The following is a 19,045-nucleotide window of genomic DNA, read 5'->3' on the forward strand; positions in this document are numbered from 1 at the left end:
GTCGGAACGGCTCTAATATCGGTAATATTTAATTACAATGCACCCTTTTGTGCTTCTGCAATTGTTTCTTTGATGTTATCGTTATGAGCGATTGATTCTTTAAAAGAGTAAGCTCCGGTTTTTTGTGATTTTACCATTGTAATCACTTTAGAGAACTCTTTTCCAGTTCCTTTTTTCAAGGTAGCAACAACTTTCTTTGCCATGTTAATTTATATTTTATTGCTAATAGGTAGCAGTTAATTACTTAATTTCTTTATGTAAAGTTACTTTTCTCAAGACAGCGTTGAATTTTTTCATCTCTAGTCTTTCTGGAGTATTTTTACGGTTTTTAGTAGTGATATATCTGGAAGTTCCAGGCATACCGCTTTCTTTATGTTCAGTACATTCTAAGATAACTTGAACTCTGTTTCCTTTACCTTTCTTAGCCATTTCTATTCGGTGTTAAAAGTCTTAAAATTAAATAGATCCTTTTTTAATGAATCTGTTGATAGCCTCGGTGATACCGATTTTATTAATTGTTTTAATCGCTGAAGTAGAAACTCTTAAAGTAATCCAACGATCCTCTTCAGGAATATAAAATTTCTTTAATTGAAGGTTAGGATAAAACTTGCGGAGCGTTTTCACGTTTGAGTGAGAAACGTGATGACCTTTCATTGCTGCTTTTCCTGTTAAATCACAAATTCTTGACATGACTATAATCGTGTTTTTTCTATTAAAACTCAGTTGCCTCTTTACAAAGAGTCCGCAAATATCGGAAATAAAAAATTAATGAGCAATAGAAGTTTGAAAATATTTTAAAGTATTTTTTCTATAGCTTCAAACCTCAGGATAATAGCTTGTATTACATTAAAATAGCTGTAACAAATATAAAAATAAATGTTTGTTGGTTGCAGTTTTTATTTTTGGTATATAGGTGTAAAAGGAGATCTGCTGTTAAAAAAAATATTCATCTCAGCTTTCTGGTGCTGTACAGAGGTGGTGCAAGTCAGGGGAATTGGTTTATACCAAAGACAGAGCTTGTTCTGCGTTTTATCTGCGTTTTTCTTACTGTTTTCCTACAGGGCGTAAGACAAACGTAAGAGGAACGTAAGCCATACGTAAGAGAAACGTAGGAAAGACGTAAGAGGATCGTAAGACAAACGTAAGAGCAACTAAGGAGATGGTAGGGAAGAGTGTGAGAGTATTAAGGGAAAAACGTAGAAGAGATGTAAGATGATAGTTGTAAATAATGAATTCTTGAAAACTTTAATGGTTTTATTATAGGGCTTTATCGGTAGAGATATCGATGTATTAATTTAAAGTATTTTATTTATATTAGGCATGTTTTTAAAATATTTTAATAATAAGCGGAATTTGCTTTACCTTTATAGGTGGTTAGTTTTAGCTAAGTTGTATTCGAGTTATTGTAAACTATTTTAATTGAAAAAATGGAATTTTTAAACGGGGTTAATGCCCTTACGTTGGTTTTTGTATCACTACTTATTTTTGCTATAGCCTACCGGTTTTATGGGATATTTATCGCGAATAAGGTACTCAGGCTAAATGCCGGAAATGTTACCCCCGCATTGGAATTTGCAGATGGTAAAGATTATGTAGCAACCAATAAAAATGTGCTTTTTGGACATCACTTTGCTGCTATAGCTGCTGCAGGTCCATTAGTAGGTCCAGTGTTAGCGGCTCAATTTGGTTATCTTCCCGGAACCTTGTGGATACTGATAGGTTGTGTGCTTGCCGGAGGTGTACATGATATGGTGGTGTTGTTTGCGTCTGTAAGACATAAAGGTGAAAGTCTTGCTACCATCGCAGGAAAGGAAATAGGTAAGGGGACAGGACTGATAGCCGGTTTTGCTATTCTGTTTATCTTGATTTTAACTCTGGCCGGACTATCGCTGGCTTGTATCAGTGCCATGCATGAAGCATCGTGGTCTCTGTTTACAGTGATTGCGACCATGCCCATTGCCATTATCATGGGACTGATCATGCGCTACCGGAAAGACAGCGTAACCTTAGCCAGTATCCTGGGCGGTATCCTGCTGATCGCAGCCATCATCGGTGGACACGAGCTGATGCAGCTCAAAGAAATTAGCAGCCTGTTCCACTGGCGGATAGAAACCATATCTATAGCTATTACAGTATATGGATTTTTGGCTTCAGTATTGCCAGTATGGTTTCTGTTGGTTCCCAGAGATTATTTGTCGACTTATCTAAAAATTGGAACTATACTGATGCTGGCAATAGGGGTTGTTTTTGTACATCCTACCTTGCAAATGCCGGCAATTACACAATTTGTCAGCGGGGGAGGCCCGATAATAGGAGGCCCTGTTATGCCATTTATTTTTATTGTAATAGCTTGTGGAGCTATTTCGGGTTTCCATGCAGTAATAGCAACCGGAACCACACCTAAAATGCTGACCAACGAAAAGGAAATTCTTTTTGTGGGATACGGAGCCATGTTGGTAGAAGGCTTTGTGGCTTTGATGGCTTTAATTGCAGCCTGTACATTGGTTCCGGGAGATTACTTTGCCATTAATACCCCCAAAGAATTATACGAAACTTTTATAGCCCAGAACCCTGATTTACAAGCAGTGGAGCTTGCTCATTTTAGCGAAAAGATTGGAGTGGACCTTCAGGGTAGGACCGGAGGTGCGGTATCGCTTGCTGTCGGCATGGCTCATATTTTCAATAAAATACCTTTTATGGATGAAGTGATGGCCTATTGGTATAATTTTGCTATTATGTTCGAAGCGGTATTTATCCTGACGGCGATAGATGCAGGAACGCGGGTAGGCAGGTTCTTTTTACAGGAAATGCTGGGCAGTGTAGTTCCAAAGTTTAACGACAAAAACTGGATGCCGGGCATTATTATCAGCAGTTTATTGTTTACTTTTTCGTGGGGATATTTGGTTTATACCGGAAATGTAAGCAGTATATGGCCATTGTTCGGTATCAGTAATCAGTTGCTGGCAGCCTGCGGATTGATCGTTTGTACTACGATGTTGATCCGGATGAACAGGAAGAAATATGCCTTATGCGCAGCTATACCGGGAGTTTTTATGGCTTTGATAACCTTTTGGGCAGGTTACGAACAGGTAGTAAATGTTTATTTTCCTAAAGCACAGTATCTGTTGGCTTCTCTGGCCATATTGGCTATGATCTTAATGCTGGTGGTATTTGTAAATACCTTTAAAAAATGGTATCAATTATTAAATCTTAAAGCAGATAAAGTTGATTATTACGGAGACACTGTTAAAGAGCTGGTGGAGCGGTAGGTATATAACGTTTGTTTGATGGTTGATAAGTTTTTTAAGTTAGTGGTTTTGTAAGGTCTTTATGCTAATTTATTAGTTGTTAAAAGATATCTGACATACTTCTTTACATCATATCTTGTTTAAAGTCAAATATATTGTGTGTAGTAATATTTGTTTATTGCTAAATTAATATATATTTGGTTAAATAATATATATATCATATGAGTTTGTCCAATAAATCAGGTAATTGTCCCAGATGTGCTTCTGAAGAAATTGTTAAAAGTGGATTTGTAAACGATAACCAGCGATTTAAATGTAAAACTTGTAATTACTTTTTTACCGTAGATAAATTAGGTAAAAAAATAGATAACTACTATGTAATTAAGTGTTTGCAATTGTATTTGGAAGGTGTTTCTTATCGGGAAATAGAAAGGATACTAGGTATTAGCCATGTTACGGCAATGAATATTGTTAAAAAGCATATTGTCTGTAAGCCAGAACAGAATAAATATAAACCTACTTACAAAATTCTTAAATATCAGGAACTTTTAGATTATTATGCCCAGGAAGATAATATAAAAGGCAAGGGGATGATAGTGACTGAGTTGGGTGACAAATATATGTTAATAAGCTGGGAACGCTTTAAATAATTTTTTTTGTATATATTGTTAACAGATGTATATACTGTTTTTGCATTTCTGTATACTTATTTTAAAATTTAATAAAATTTAGAATCACCAATTATTCTGAATTTTCAACTAAACCTAAATTTGAGTTATGGAAAAAACACTTTCTAAAGAAAAGGAGAGTAACAGAAACCTTTGGAAAATTATCGGCGTATCCTCCGCAGGAACGTTAATCGAATGGTATGATTTTTACATCTTCGGTAGTTTGGCGGTTATCATCGCTACAAAATTCTTTCCGCAAGACAATCCTACAGCGGCTTTTCTTTCAACATTGGCAACATTTGCCGCAGGCTTTGTAGTGCGTCCGTTTGGCGCCCTATTTTTTGGTCGTTTGGGCGATATCATTGGAAGAAAATACACCTTTATGGTAACGTTGTTATTAATGGGGCTTTCTACTTTTGCTATTGGTTTAATTCCGGGATACGATACCATCGGTTTCGCAGCTCCTATTCTTGTATTAATATTAAGGTTATTACAAGGCTTGGCATTGGGAGGCGAGTACGGAGGGGCAGCAACTTATGTAGCTGAACATTCTGAACCTAATAAAAGAGGGTTACGTACTTCATGGATACAGACAACAGCTACCATTGGTCTTTTTATCTCTCTATTTGTTATTCTGATTACCAGAAACTCTATGGACAAGGCTTCTTTTGAAGATTGGGGATGGCGTGTGCCATTTTTACTGTCTATTGTTATGGTGGTAGTTTCTTATTTTATCAGAAGAAATATGGATGAATCGCCTTTATTTAAAAAGGCTAAAGCTGAAGGAAAAACCGTAGCAAATCCATTGAAAGAATCTTTTGGTAAAAAATATAATTTCAAATTTGTATTGCTTGCCCTTTTTGGTGCGGCTATGGGGCAGGGCGTAATATGGTATACCGGACAGTTTTATGCGTTGTCTTTTTTACAAACCGTATGCCACGTAGAGTTTGATCAAACCAATTATATTATTGCTACGGCATTAATGATGGGAACCGGTTTTTTTGTGTTTTTTGGTTGGTTATCAGATAAGATTGGCAGGAAACCTATTATGCTGGGTGGAATGTTAATTGCTATTATTACGTACCGTCCTATTTATGATAAAATTTACAAAACGGCAGATGTAGCCAATAAAATAGAGTTAAAAGATCAATCCGTTACAGATGTAACATACTCAATGGCTCATGAAAGTACAGACTCTTTGAAAGTGACTACACTTACCAAATATTATGAGGGTGGAACAACTTATCAGGAAATTACTACCGAAAATATGAGTAATAACCATGCGACTTTAAAAAAGGTAACAAATCTTGATCAAGGTTCTTTCTGGGTTATAGTGTTACTGGTTTTTGTACAGGTTATTTATGTAGCCATGGTGTATGGTCCAATTGCAGCATTCCTGGTGGAAATGTTTCCAACGAATATTCGCTATACTTCTATGTCTTTGCCTTATCACATAGGTAATGGTGTTTTTGGAGGTTTGTTACCTGCAATAGCTACTTATTTAGCAACCAAGGCTCAGTCAGCGAATGAGATAGCTGCGGCAGCAGGAAACGAACTGCCATTTGATAGACCATATCTGGAAGGGTTATGGTATCCGATTATTATTGCGGGAATTTCCTTCATTATCGGGTTACTCTACATCAATAACAATCAAAAAGTTAGAGAATAGGTTTTTGAACATATAAAATAAGAAAGACATGAATTCAATTAGAAGAATATTAGGGATAGTTTGGATAATAGTTGGTTTAGTGGCAGGGTATTACCTGTTGGTAAGTCAGGCTTTGCCAAAATTTGCCGCAGGAACGACAGAAGATCTGGTGCCTGCAGTTATTTATACATTTATATTGATGCCAATCATATCCGGAGGAATGTTTGTGTTTGGCTTGTACTGTCTGCAGGGGGAGTACGATTTTTAAAGGAAGTGAAAGAACGGTTGAAGAAAGAACGTATAGTATTACTGACTTTACTTTTTGTAGTATTGATGGGGTATCCTATGCTTTCAATTTTCAACCGTTTAATTTTTATAAAGGACATTCCTTTATTGTATATCTATCTTTTTGGAGGGTGGATATTGATGATTCTGGTTTTGTACATACTTTCTAAACGCAAATTCTGATAGATGGACGCCGGGTTGTTAATTATAGGATCGTTTGCGTATTTGCTATTGCTGTTTTGGGTAGCTTACAGGGCAGAGAAAAATCTTTTCTCTGTAAAACTGCAACCTTATATCTATGCTTTTTCTATTGCGGTTTATTGTTCGGCCTGGGCATTTTATGGTAGTATAGGTAAAGCAAATGATGATGGGTTAGATTTTTTGGCAGTTTACATAGGTCCTACTATTACTGCTCCAATCTGGGTGTTACTCCTCAGGCGTATTATCCGGATATGCAAACAATACAGAATAACTTCCTTAGCTGATTTTATATCTGCCAGATATGGTAAAAGTGCTATACTAGGTACGGTAATTACCATTGTATGCGTATTAGGTTTAGTGCCTTATATTGCATTGCAAATTAAAGCAATAGCCGTAACGTTTGATTACCTGACTCAAAATATAGATTCAGGATATTATACCTCATTAATCCATCAGAATATTTTCAGGAATAGCCCCTTGTGGATAACTGTTATTTTAGCAGTATTTATTATTGTTTTTAGTACCAGAAAAATAGATTCTACAGAAAAACATAAGGGAATGGTTGCCGCAGTGGCTTTGGAATCTATAGTCAAATTGGTGTGTTTTCTTATAGGTGGTGTTTTTATTGTTTATTTCCTTAATAATGGCGTTGCTGATGTTTTTAGAAAAGCTACTGAAAAGGGAATTTATGAAAATTCATTTTTACTGAACGGCGAAACAGGTTATACTGATTGGATAGTGATATGTTTATTGTCGTCTTTGGCTATGTTGCTTTTGCCAAGGCAGTTTCAGGTAGCTGTTGTTGAAAATACAGACGAAAAGCATATTAAAAAAGCAATGTGGATTTTGCCATTGTATATGCTGCTGATTAATTTTTTTGTATTACCTATAGCCTTGTCAGGCAATATGATTTTTACGAAAGGAAGTATAGAAGCAGATTATGCTATTTTGTCGTTACCTTTTAGGGAAGGACAATCTTTATTGTCTTTTTTAGTGTATTTAGGTGGTTTTTCTGCGGCTACTGGGATGATTATAGTAGAAACTATAGCCTTGAGTACCATGTTTAGCAATAACTTGCTGTGGCCAATAATTTTGAGGATAGGTGGTTTGCGCAAAACTTTTTTGCCGCAGGCAGAGCGTTCAATCAAAACCATCAGGCGTTTTTCCATTGTGTTAATCCTGATCCTATCCTATGCGTATTTTACAAAAGTAGCGGAAAGTTATTCCCTGGTATCAACCGGGCTGATATCTTTTGCTGCAATGGCACAATTTGCTCCGGCAGTTTTAGGAGGTGTTTTTTGGGAGTCGGGAAATAAAAAAGGAGCTTTATTGGGTGTTACAGCCGGGGTAGTGGTTTGGTTTTATACATTAATTGTTCCTGCTATCGCAGGAGTGGGTTTTATTCCTGATGCAATTATGCAAGAAGGATTATTTGGGTGGGAGCTTTTAAAACCACAGGCATTGTTTGGTATGACGGCATTATCTCCGCTAAGTCATTCTTTTTTTTGGAGCATGTTCGTTAACGTTTCCTTTTATGTTTTAGGATCGGTTTATTTTAGAACTAAGCAAGTTGAAAAAGTGCAGGCAAAGCTTTTTGTGAATAATTCTAAATACCATACGCCTTACGAAATAGCAGTTAAAAGAAGTGGTCAGGTAAGTTATGGACAAATGCAGGCTTTTTTACAACAGTTTTTGGGCGAAGAGAAGCTAATGCAGATGATTAAGGAGTTTGAAAAAAATTATGGAGTTAATATCCGGTTGGCTGATGATAATATTGACCAACGTTTTTTAAGTTATTCAGAAAAAGTATTATCAGGAGTAATAGGCACCGCTTCTTCTAAATTATTAATAGAATCTATACTGAAAGAAGAGGAAGTGACGCTTAATGAAGTGGTGGAGCTGATTAAAGAATCGCAGCAATTGATAGCGCTGAATAAAGAATTGGAAGAAAAAACGATGGCTTTAAAACAGGCTTCTGAATCTTTAGCTTCCATCAATCAGCAAATGAAAGAGGCGGAAATTCTTAAAGACGAATTTCTGTATACGATTACTCATGAGCTGAGAACTCCATTGACATCTATCAGGGCCTTTTCTGAGATTTTATATGATAATCCGGATATTGATGAGGATCAGAAACAGCATTTTTTAGCTGTAATGATAAAGGAAATAGAGCGGTTAAGCAGATTGATTACCCGTGTCTTGGATTTGGAAAAACTAGAATCGGGAAGTCAGCAATTACAATTTGGACCGGTAGATGTACAACAGGTTATAACCGATGCTATTGAAGCATTTTCTAAGCTGTTAGAAGAACATAAAATTAAATTAGAGGTATCTCTGCTATCGGACAATATGGTTATAAATGCGGATCAGGAATTGCTGACCAGATTGACACAAAACATATTGGCAAATGCTATAAAATATGCCGATAAAGAGGCAGGGCAGATTAAGGTAAGTGTAAAAGATGTGAATGATAAGTTGTTAATTAGTATAAAAGATAACGGAAAAGGTATAGAGGAGAAACATAGACCGCATATTTTTAATAAATTCTACCAGATACATAACTCTAATCAGGGTAGTGGGTTGGGTTTGGCTATATGCAAAAGAATAGTGGAGTTACATCAGGGTGAGATCTGGGTGGAGCAGGAATATACAGAAGGAGCAGGTATTTCTTTTACCTTAAATAAATAGGATGGTGGAGACAGTATTAAAAAATAAAAAGATTTTAATAGTGGATGATGATCCTGCGATAGTGATGTCGCTGGAATTTTTGTTCAGAAAGGCGGAAGCTACGGTATTTATTGCAGTAAATGGGGAGGAGGCTATCGAAAAAATAAAAGCCGAAGAACCGGACGTTGTGTTGCTGGATATTATGATGCCTGGGATAGATGGCTATGGAGTTGCAGATTTTATTAAAAAAAATTGGAATGACCGGGAAGTAAAGGTTATTTTTATATCAGCCAAAAGTCGTGATGAAGATATCAAACTCGCATATTCAAAGGGTGCCGATCTTTTCGTTATTAAGCCTTTTTCTACAAGAAGGCTGATAGAGAAGATCATCAAATTGTTAAACAAATAAACTATATATTATAAAACTAAAAAAATGGATTTAAGGATTAGATCATTTGAAGAGTATCAGAAAGCTTATCAGTACAGTGTAGAGCAACCCGAAGATTTTTGGGGAGACATCGCTGGGAATTTCGTATGGAAGAAGAAATGGGACAAAGTACTGGATTGGAATTTTAAGGAGCCGAAGATCAAATGGTTTGAAGGTGGAAAATTAAACATTACGGAAAATTGTTTGGACAGACATTTAGAAGAAAGAGGCGACGAGCCTGCTATTATATGGGAGTCCAATGATCCTGATGAGCATCATCGTGTATTAACTTATAAAAACCTTCACCAAAAAGTATGTTTGTTTGCCAACGTACTTAAAAATAATGGTGCAAAAAAAGGTGATAGAATATGTATTTATATGCCAATGATTCCAGAGTTGGCTATTGCAGTATTGGCATGTGCCAGAATTGGAGCTATACACTCTGTTATTTTTGGAGGTTTTTCTGCACAATCTATTGCGGACAGAATTCAGGATGCCCAATGTAATATTGTGGTAACCGCAGACGGATCGTTCCGTGGAACTAAGGAAGTTGGACTTAAAAATGTTATGGATGATGCTTTGGTACAATGTCCTTCTGTACAAAAAGTAATTGTTTTAACAAGAAGCCGCACTCCTGTTTCTATGATTAAAGGTCGTGATGTGTGGTGGATTGATGAGATTCATAAAGCGGAAACACTGGGACAGGTAGATTGTCCGGCAGAAGAAATGGATGCCGAAGATCCTTTGTTTATACTATATACTTCCGGGTCTACAGGTAAGCCTAAAGGCGTAGTGCATACTTGTGGTGGTTATATGGTATATACCGGATATACTTTCCAAAATGTGTTCCAGTACAACTCTGGCGATGTTTATTTCTGTACAGCAGATATTGGATGGATTACAGGACACTCTTATATTGTTTATGGACCACTATCTCAGGGAGCCGCAACATTGATGTTTGAAGGTATACCAACCTGGCCGGATGCGGGTAGATTCTGGGATATTGTAGATAAGTTTAAAGTAAATATTCTATACACTGCGCCAACAGCCATCAGATCATTAATGCAGCATGGTCTTAGCTTTGTTGAGGGAAAAGACCTGAGCTCTTTAAGAGTATTGGGATCTGTAGGAGAGCCTATTAATGAGGAAGCATGGCATTGGTTTAATGAGCAAATAGGAAAGAAAAAATGTCCGATAGTGGATACCTGGTGGCAAACAGAGAATGGCGGTATCCTGATTTCTCCGTTGGCAGGTATTACACCTACTAAACCTTGTTATGCTACTTTACCTTTACCGGGTGTACAGCCTGTCTTGGTAGACGAAAAAGGTGAAATATTGGAAGGTAATAATGTAACAGGTAATCTGTGCATCAAATTCCCATGGCCTGGAATGCTGAGAACAACTTACGGAGATCATGAGCGTTGCCGTACAACCTATTTTGCAACTTACGAAAATATGTACTTTACAGGAGATGGTTGTTTAAGAGATGAGGATGGTTATTATAGAATTACGGGAAGGGTAGATGATGTGATTAACGTGTCGGGACACCGGATTGGTACTGCAGAAGTAGAAAACGCCATCAATATGTTTACAGATGTTATCGAATCGGCTGTAGTGGGTTATCCTCATGATATTAAAGGTCAGGGCTTATACGCTTATGTGGTATTGTCTAAAGAGGCGAGAGATGTGGAATTAACGAAAAAAGATATTGCTGCTACGGTAAGCCGTTTGATAGGACCTATTGCAAGGCCAGATAAAATACAATTTGTTTATGGTTTGCCTAAAACAAGATCTGGTAAAATTATGAGAAGGATTTTGAGGAAAATTGCAGAGGGAGAAATCAACAATCTGGGGGATACTTCTACATTATTAGACCCGGCAGTAGTAGATGAAATTAAAAACAATCGTCTTTAATTTTAGATAAACTACATCTATAGCTCATCACTAAGAAAAAGAGTTATTTGCTTTTTAGATAAAAAGGGAGCGGTTTTTTAATCGCTCCCTTTTTTTGGCACAGTACTTGATATATTCTAAACGTAAGATTTTAGACAGTCTTATTCATACGTTTAGGTTTAGGTTTAGTAAAGAAAAAGGAAGCACCCCATGCTTCCTTTTCTTTTTTAGGTTTAATTGTTTGAAACCATATAGCTGTTTTTCTTTTCTATATTTGCTTAATGAAGAAGAACAAGCCTACTATTTTAGTTGTCAATGATGACGGTATTATTGCACCTGGAATTAAAGCCTTAATAGAAGTAGTTAAAGAGATTGGCGATGTGGTTGTGGTGGCTCCGGATAGTCCGCAATCGGGAACAGGACATGCCATTACCATTAGCAAGCCTTTGCGTTTTGATAAGGTGGATATGTATGAGGGTATAGAAATGTACAAATGTTCTGGTACACCGGTAGATTGTGTGAAATTAGCTGTCAATAAAGTATTTAAGGGCAAGAAACCAGATATCTGTGTTTCGGGAGTCAATCACGGATTAAATAGTTCCATCAACGTAATTTATTCAGGAACAATGTCTGCTGCGGTGGAAGGTGCCATTGAAGGTATTCCGTCAGTCGGGTTTTCGTTAGATGATTTCTCATGGAATGCAAATTTTGAACATTGCAAAAAATACGTACATAAACTAGTTCTTCAGATTTTAGAGCATGGTTTACCTCAAGGAGTTCTGTTAAATGTTAATTTTCCATCAGGTGAACATATTAAAGGGCTAAAGATCTGTCGTCAGGCTAATGCTAAATGGAAAGAAGAATTTGATGAAAGAACAGATCCTTATCATAGAAATTATTACTGGTTAACCGGGGTTTTTCAGAATTTGGATAAAGGAGAAGATTCTGATGTTTGGGCATTGGAAAATGGTTATGCATCGGTAGTGCCTGTTCAGTTTGATTTAACAGCACATCATGCTATTTCACTTCTAAATAGCTGGAACCTGGATGTTTAAAAAAGATTCTTTAGTTCTTGGTGTTTTATACGGGTTAGCCTTGCCGTCACTTGCTTTTTTGGTAGTCGACTTTATAATGAGCCATGTAGAAGTATTGAAAAAAGCTGATTTACTTTATATTGGATGTGTGGCTTTAAACTTTTTTAGTTTTAATAAAGCATCAAAAAAGTATCAGGAACAAACGGCCAGAGGTATAATTTTAGCTACGTTTATATGTTCGGCAATCTTTGCATATTATAAGCTTAACCAACATTAATACAATCCCATGAAATATTACATTATAGCAGGAGAGGCATCAGGAGATTTACACGGAGCCAATTTGATGAAGGCCTTAAAAGAAGTAGATGATTCTGCCGAGTTCAGGTTTTTTGGTGGAGATTTAATGCAGGCACAGGGAGGCGATCTGATTAAGCATTATAAAGACATGGCATTTATGGGCTTTGTAGAAGTTGTTTTAAACCTCAGAACGGTGCTTAAAAATATATCTTTTTGTCAGAAAGATGTTTTGCAGCATAAACCAGATGTTCTTATTTTAATAGATTTTCCTGGCTTTAATCTTAAGATTGCAGATTTTGCTAAAAAAAACAATATAAAAGTCTTCTATTATATTTCACCAAAAGTATGGGCGTGGAATCAGAAAAGAGTGCTTAAGATTAAGAAAGTGGTTGATAAGATGTTTTGCATTTTTCCATTTGAAGTAGACTTTTACAAAAAATGGGGAATGGAAGTAGATTACGTTGGAAACCCTTTATTGGATGCCATAGCTGCTTTTGAACCTCATCCTGAATTTAAAGAAGAAAATAAACTATCAGAAAAAGAAATCATAGCATTACTGCCCGGTAGTCGCAGGCAAGAGCTTAGATATTTATTACCTTCTATGGTATCTTTGGTTTCTCATTTTCCAGAATATCAGTTTGTAATAGCTGGAGCGCCGAATTTTACAGTTTCAGACTATCAGGAATATACCGGAGGACATACACTTCCTGTAGTGTTTTCGCAAACTTATGATCTGTTGTCTCATGCAAAAGCCGCAGTTGTAACCTCAGGAACGGCAACTTTAGAGACAGCCTTATTTTGGGTTCCGGAAGTGGTGGTATACAGAGGTAATCCTATTTCTATTGGTATAGCAAAATTATTAGTGAAGATAGGATTCATTTCACTGGTTAATCTGGTGGTAGATAGAGAAATTGTAAAAGAGCTGATTCAGGAAGACTGTAATGAAAATAAGCTGAAACAGGAAGTAGAGAAAATTCTGTCTGTAAATGGAAGGGGTCAAATGATGGAAGATTATAACGAATTGCATAACAGAATGGGAGAGCCCGGTGCATCTAAAAGAGCAGCCACATTGATGTACAACTACTTAAAAAAATGAATATAAATTATTCCCTAATACGGATTTATTTTATCATATTTGCACTGCTTTTGGGGAATTAGCTCATTTGGCTAGAGCGCTTGCCTGGCAGGCAAGAGGCGACCGGTTCGAATCCGGTATTCTCCACTTCTTTAAAGTATGTAAACGGTGTTTTTGAAAAATTACACCGTTTTTTATTTTTCAACACCCTACTTTTTTTGTGAATTAAATAGTCTGTTTTACAGATATGGCAGCATTTAGAATTACTGTATAATAAATAATAGTGTCTTTCTCTTTTGGCATTGATGCCGGTATTACCTGTTGGTTTTTAATAAGCTGTGAATTTCTTTCAAAACCATTTCTCAAGATACCAGAGGAGGTTAGAAGTGTTAAGTGGTAAAAGATATAATTATTATATAGCTCGTCATTCTTTTATGTTTTACTGACCAAGCAACTTTAAATAAATTTGAAAAAGAAGATAATCTTCGCCTACATTTTGATAAAAAAGCTAATAAAGTTTATTAAAATGCTTTTTTGGATGAATATAAATAAGATTTTACACCTATACTTTAAGGAATTCTCCCCTCATAAAGTCAAACCCTACATAATTTCGTTATTACCGATTAGGCGAAATATTAAATAAAAAATCAAAAGAACAGACGTAAAAGATTTTTTATCATCAAATAAATTTATATATTTGGTAAACCAATTTTTGGTAAACCAATTTTTGGAGTGCCAAAAATAACGAAAGGATAAAGATCCAATTAATTAATAACCTATTAAAATTATGAAGTTCAAAATTTACGTGGGCGGTTATTTGTGCTTGTTAGCAAGTTTACTTTTTAGTCAGCTTACCTTAGCACAAACCAAAGTTAAAGTTCAAGGAGTAGTGAAATCCACTACGGGCGAAACCCTTCCCGGAGTTTCGGTAGCCATTAAAGATACCAAACAAGGAACATTGACAGGGCCTAATGGTGAGTATACCATTTCTGTAGAAACCGGAAAAATGTTAGTGTTTAGTTATCTGGGGTTTAAAACGCAGGCAATTGGTGTATCAAAGGCGGGGGTGGTTAATGTGAGTATGGAGGAGATGATTAATGCAATGAACGAAGTAGTGGTGGTGGGTTATGGTAGTCTCAAAAAATCAGCCATTACATCTGCAGTAAGCAAATTGGAGAATAAGAACTTGGATGAAATTCCAACTTCTCGTCTGGACAATGCCCTTATTGGTAAAATTGCAGGAGTTACCGTTCAGAATGTTAGTTCTGAAGTTGGTGCTGAACCTGTTGTACGTGTAAGAGGTTTTAACTCTATCAGTGCAGATTCATCTCCTTTGGTTGTAGTAGATGGTTATCCTGTTCCTGACGGTCTTTCGTTTGTGAATCCACAAGACGTAGAATCTATTGAAGTGTTAAAGGACGCTGCATCAGCCTCTATTTACGGCTCCAGAGCGGCTAATGGCGTTATCTTGATTACCACTAAGTCTGGTACACCAGATAAGCCCAGAATATCTGTAAAAAGCTATTATGGCTTTAAAAACCCATATAAGCTGCATGATATTCTGACGATGACCGAATATGTTAATAAATTATATGCAGAAGCGGCGTTAAGAGAAAATGACCAATCTGTTGCAGCAAATAGAAAAAACCTGATTTTAGATACAGAGAGAGCTGCTTATATCATAGAGAACCAGATTACCGGTTATGCTACAGATTGGCAGGATATGGCATTAAATGATAATGCCGGTATTTACAACGTTCAGCTGGGCGTTTCAGGAGGTAAAAAAGATTTGAAGTACTATGTTTCCGGGAGTATGCAAAAGGATGAGGGGATTATGAAATTTAGTCAAAATGACAGAACCACGTTTAAAGCTAAAATTGATGGTAACCTCACCAAGAAATTAAAATTCAGCTTAAACTTTAACCCTTCATATATCAAAACAACCAAACCTTCTGCAAATTATACAGATTATTACAGATGGTATAGCTTTGTGCCTGATTATCATAATGAGTTTACAGCGGCTTATGTAAGGCAGAATGCACAATGGGCAGGTATTATGCCAGGGGACTATGCGCAAGCCCGTCATTTTAATGGTTTATCTTATGCAGGTTATATGCCTGATGGTTCTTTTTGGCAAAGTACAGGAACTGTAGATCCATGGAATACAGCAAATAATACTCCATTGTCTATTTCAAATAGGGAGTCTATAGCCAGAACATCTTACAGACTTATCTCTTCCGGAGATTTATCTTATGAAATTATTCCTAAACTAATATTCAAAACTTCGTTGGGAGGATATTATACTTCGGAGGAAAGTACCACATTTACTCAAAGTAATGCTAAACAGGATGGTGCTATTAACCAGGCACTACTGGTTGGCAGAACTTATAAAGATTTACTTTGGGAAAATACTTTAAACTACGCTTACTCAAAAAGGAAGCACAACTTTACAGGATTATTAGGTTATACAGTTCAGCAAACCTGGATAGATAATTCCAGTATGGCAGGAATGGGGTTTCCAACAGAAGACTTCCAGACTTTAAACCAGGCGGCCCAAATAGATAAAAGCAGAACGTTTACTTTAAAAGACAGACTGGGTTTAATATCTTATTTAGGTAGGTTAACATATGATTACAATAGTAAATATATGTTAACGGCAAGTTTTAGAACAGATGCGAGTTCTAATTTTGCATCTGGCAGAAGGTATGGCTTTTTCCCATCTGTATCAGCAGGTTGGAATGTTACCAGTGAACCTTTCATGAAAGATGTAACCTGGTTAACAACCATGAAACTGAGAACCAGTTATGGTGCAACAGGAAATAATAAAATAAATAGTTTCTCTTTTGAAAACCTATTGTATCCGGCTCATTATAGCTTTGGTGCAGGCAATGGAGAAATTAATTCTGGTTTAGCTCCAAATTCATCAGTAATAGCCAACCCATTAATTACCTGGGAGCGTACTTTCGAGTCTAATACAGGTTTAGATTTGGCTTTCTTACAAAACAGATTCAATCTTTCGCTGGAGTATTACAGATCCGTTACCGATAAATTATTGTTTAACCAGGCAGCCATGGGCTTTATTGGTTCAGATGAGTTTATCAATAATATCGGAAAAGTAAGAAATAACGGTATTGAGGTTGAGTTTAGTTCAAGCAATTTTAAAAACAAGAATTTTGAGTGGACTTCATCTATCAATTTTGCCAGAAACAAAAATAAGTTGTTAGAGTTAGGCGGAGAGCCTTTCCAGTATAATTATGGCGAAAGAAACGAAATTTACGCCGCAATAGTAGGCCAACCTTCTATCCAGTTTTTTGGATATAAAACGCAAGGAGTATGGAAGTCTGCAGATGAAATTACCGCATCAGGAATCACTTCTGCTATTACCAGCTTTGCTACTCCAGGTGGTTTGAGATATGCAGATACCAATGGAGATAACATTGTAAACACAGATGATAGGGTTGTTTTAGGAACTCCTTTTCCTGACTTTACATGGGGTTTTTCTAATGCATTTAAATACAAAAGCTTCGATTTGAATGTGCTGGTACAAGGTTCGCAGGGAGGAAAGGTCATTAATGGTGATGCTTATTATAACGAAACCAAAAGATTCAATAAAAAATTCAATAGCAATGATCGCTGGTTAAGCGCTATGTACCCAGGTGATGGTAACACACCATATTTTACTACCGGAGCAGATTGGATGGTTTCTGACTATGTTTTAGAAGATGCAAGTTATATATCGCTAAGAAATGTTATTCTGGGGTATACCTTACCCAAAAAATCATTAAAAAAATATGGATTAAATGCTGTTAGGGTTTATGCATCAGCAGATAATCTGGCTTATTTCATGGGTAAAGGTTATAGAGGCATCAACCCGGAAGCAAGGGTAACTTCAAATGCTTATAGTTCTCCTTTAGTAACAGGATACCAGAGAGGTGCTTTCCCTTTAATGCAGACATTTACATTTGGTTTAGACCTTAACTTCTAATTGAAATCAAGATGAAAACGATATTAAAACACAATAAAACTAAGATAGCGGCATTTTTGATGGCAGTAGGTTTAGCCTCTTGTCAAAAATCAATAGATATTCAACCCATATCAAACGTACCTGTAGATAATTATTACAGAAATTATAAAGAGGTTAATAATGCCTTAACAGGATGCTATAACGGTATGCAAGGTCCATTATATTCAGAATGGATGTTTACAGAGTTACGAAGCGATAACTCTAAGCAAGGCGTTCCTAATAGTACCAACGTGGTAAATGCAGAATTAAATGCATTGGATATGTTTACCTTAAACCCTTTTCACGAAAGAGTTTATGATTATTGGTTAGCCACCTATAATAATATCAGGTCTGTTAATTATGTCTTGAGAAGCTTAGGGGTAACTTATGAAAATAAGCAGATTGTAATAGGTAATGGAAGTGCTCAAATGACCCAGGCAGAAGCCAATAAAGTTGTTGGTGAAGCCTTGTTTTTAAGAGCCTATCATAACTTTAATTTAGTGCGCTTGTTTGGAGGAACTTTCCTGATGGATAAGCCATTTACACCACAGGAAGCAAAATTGAAAGACAAAAGTTCGGTACAGGACTTATATGATTTTATTATTGCAGATTTAAAAAAGGCAAACGAAGTATTTCCAAATATAGCTTTTACAGCTACTTCGGTGGCAGACCTGGGAAGAGCCAATATCTGGGCTTCAAAATCATTACTGGCAAAAGTTTACCTGACATTAGGCGGGACATATAAAAGCGATGCGCTTACTTTATTAAACGATGTCATAGATCATAGTGGTTATGGACTGTTAACAAGCTATGCAGATGTTTTCTCTATAACTAACGAAATGAATAAGGAAATTATTTTTGCAGTAAGGTATAAGGCCGGAGGTTTGGGTATAGGTTCTCCTTTTGCTAATTTATTTGCCCCTACAGGAAGCGGTAATGCGGTGGTGAATAATGATGGTAACGGATATAATTTTCCTACAGAGGAAATGAAAACCATTTATAAAGTTGGAGACAAACGAAAAGAGGCAACTATTGCTCAATATACATCAACCAAGCCCTACGTTAAAAAATTCCTTTCTCAGGTTTCTTTAAGATACGATGCGGAGAACGATTTTCCTGTAATCCGTTTTTCAGACGTTCTATTAATGAAGGCAGAAGCCATTGGTTTTGATGGTGTAAATGGAGAGGCAGTGGGTTTAATCAATAAAGTAAGGGAAAGAGCAGGTGCTGCAGACTATGGTTCCAATACAGACTTTACCTCTAAGTTTTATAAATATCCGGCTAGTGGAGCAGCAGCTTTGTCAGATGCAGAATCTTTTAGAAAAGCTTTGCTAAACGAGAGACGTATAGAGCTGGCTTTTGAAAACCAAAGATATTTTGATATTCTACGTCAGCCAGATGCTACCCAAATCATTAAAGACCATTTTGCGCTGGAATTTGCAACACATTATAGTAAAATAACGCCACCCATAACTTTGGTCGCATTACAGGCTAATGTTACTCAGGATAGATTGTTGTTACCTATTCCGCAAAAAGAAATTGATAAAAACGATCAGTTGAAAATTGGTCAAAATGCTGGTTATTAACATGAGTTCAGTA

At 36.4% G+C, this 19,045-nt stretch carries 15 protein-coding genes and 1 tRNA gene; 13 read left to right on the forward strand and 3 right to left on the reverse strand.

Features of this window, described 5'->3' with window-relative positions; translation table 11 throughout:
- Nucleotides 1-32: 32 nt before the first annotated feature.
- Genes ACFSAH_RS00660 through rpmB form a run of 3 tightly spaced genes read right to left on the reverse strand, consistent with a single transcriptional unit; the run spans nucleotide 33 to nucleotide 690 of the window.
- On the reverse strand, nucleotides 33-203 hold the full coding sequence (locus ACFSAH_RS00660) for a DUF4295 domain-containing protein (protein WP_379660750.1): 171 nt from the start codon (nucleotides 201-203) through the stop codon (nucleotides 33-35).
- Between the two features lie 37 nt (nucleotides 204-240).
- Entirely contained in the window at nucleotides 241-429 is a 189-nt protein-coding gene (gene rpmG / locus ACFSAH_RS00665) for a 50S ribosomal protein L33 (protein ID WP_379660751.1), read from the reverse strand.
- A gap of 27 nt (nucleotides 430-456) precedes the next feature.
- Nucleotides 457-690: a 50S ribosomal protein L28 gene (gene rpmB, locus ACFSAH_RS00670; RefSeq protein ID WP_379660752.1), complete on the reverse strand. Its 234-nt coding sequence runs from the start codon at nucleotides 688-690 to the stop codon at nucleotides 457-459.
- Between the two features lie 737 nt (nucleotides 691-1,427).
- Between rpmB and ACFSAH_RS00675 the strand changes: the two genes are divergently transcribed.
- The 13 genes from ACFSAH_RS00675 (at nucleotide 1,428) to ACFSAH_RS00735 (ending at nucleotide 19,032) form a co-directional block, all read left to right on the forward strand.
- On the forward strand, nucleotides 1,428-3,269 hold the full coding sequence (locus ACFSAH_RS00675; protein WP_379660753.1) for a carbon starvation CstA family protein: 1,842 nt from the start codon (nucleotides 1,428-1,430) through the stop codon (nucleotides 3,267-3,269).
- Nucleotides 3,270-3,469: 200 nt separating this feature from the next.
- Nucleotides 3,470-3,898 carry an IS1/IS1595 family N-terminal zinc-binding domain-containing protein gene (locus ACFSAH_RS00680; protein ID WP_379660754.1) on the forward strand — a complete coding sequence of 143 codons (429 nt, stop codon included), beginning with the start codon at nucleotides 3,470-3,472 and terminating at the stop codon, nucleotides 3,896-3,898.
- A gap of 127 nt (nucleotides 3,899-4,025) precedes the next feature.
- Nucleotides 4,026-5,585, forward strand: coding sequence for an MFS transporter (locus tag ACFSAH_RS00685; RefSeq protein WP_379660755.1), 1,560 nt, complete (start codon nucleotides 4,026-4,028; stop codon nucleotides 5,583-5,585).
- 28 nt (nucleotides 5,586-5,613) lie between these two features.
- Entirely contained in the window at nucleotides 5,614-5,832 is a 219-nt protein-coding gene (locus ACFSAH_RS00690; RefSeq protein ID WP_379660756.1) for a DUF6814 family protein, read from the forward strand.
- A 203-nt stretch (nucleotides 5,833-6,035) separates the two neighbouring features.
- Nucleotides 6,036-8,738: an ATP-binding protein gene (locus ACFSAH_RS00695; RefSeq protein WP_379660757.1), complete on the forward strand. Its 2,703-nt coding sequence runs from the start codon at nucleotides 6,036-6,038 to the stop codon at nucleotides 8,736-8,738.
- 1 nt (nucleotide 8,739) lies between these two features.
- The gene (locus ACFSAH_RS00700; protein ID WP_379660758.1) at nucleotides 8,740-9,126 is read left to right on the forward strand and encodes a response regulator; all 387 of its coding nucleotides are present in this window, start codon (nucleotides 8,740-8,742) and stop codon (nucleotides 9,124-9,126) included.
- Nucleotides 9,127-9,150: 24 nt separating this feature from the next.
- Nucleotides 9,151-11,058 (forward strand): acetate--CoA ligase, encoded by a 1,908-nt coding sequence (acs, locus tag ACFSAH_RS00705; RefSeq protein WP_379660759.1) that lies wholly within the window; start codon nucleotides 9,151-9,153, stop codon nucleotides 11,056-11,058.
- Between the two features lie 260 nt (nucleotides 11,059-11,318).
- Entirely contained in the window at nucleotides 11,319-12,092 is a 774-nt protein-coding gene (surE, locus tag ACFSAH_RS00710; protein ID WP_379660760.1) for a 5'/3'-nucleotidase SurE, read from the forward strand.
- Entirely contained in the window at nucleotides 12,085-12,348 is a 264-nt protein-coding gene (locus tag ACFSAH_RS00715; protein ID WP_379660761.1) for a stationary phase survival protein SurE, read from the forward strand. The genes surE and ACFSAH_RS00715 overlap by 8 nt, the downstream gene beginning before the upstream one ends.
- 9 nt (nucleotides 12,349-12,357) lie before the next feature.
- On the forward strand, nucleotides 12,358-13,464 hold the full coding sequence (lpxB, locus tag ACFSAH_RS00720; RefSeq protein ID WP_379660762.1) for a lipid-A-disaccharide synthase: 1,107 nt from the start codon (nucleotides 12,358-12,360) through the stop codon (nucleotides 13,462-13,464).
- Between the two features lie 52 nt (nucleotides 13,465-13,516).
- Nucleotides 13,517-13,590, forward strand: a tRNA-Ala gene (locus tag ACFSAH_RS00725).
- A 640-nt stretch (nucleotides 13,591-14,230) separates the two neighbouring features.
- A complete protein-coding gene (locus ACFSAH_RS00730; protein WP_379660763.1) occupies nucleotides 14,231-17,428 on the forward strand; it encodes a SusC/RagA family TonB-linked outer membrane protein in 3,198 nt (1,065 codons plus the stop codon).
- 11 nt (nucleotides 17,429-17,439) lie between these two features.
- On the forward strand, nucleotides 17,440-19,032 hold the full coding sequence (locus tag ACFSAH_RS00735; RefSeq protein WP_379660764.1) for a RagB/SusD family nutrient uptake outer membrane protein: 1,593 nt from the start codon (nucleotides 17,440-17,442) through the stop codon (nucleotides 19,030-19,032).
- Nucleotides 19,033-19,045 lie beyond the last annotated feature (13 nt).

The organism is Pseudopedobacter beijingensis, assembly GCF_042678145.1.
Taxonomy (GTDB): Bacteria; Bacteroidota; Bacteroidia; order Sphingobacteriales; family Sphingobacteriaceae; genus Pseudopedobacter; species Pseudopedobacter beijingensis.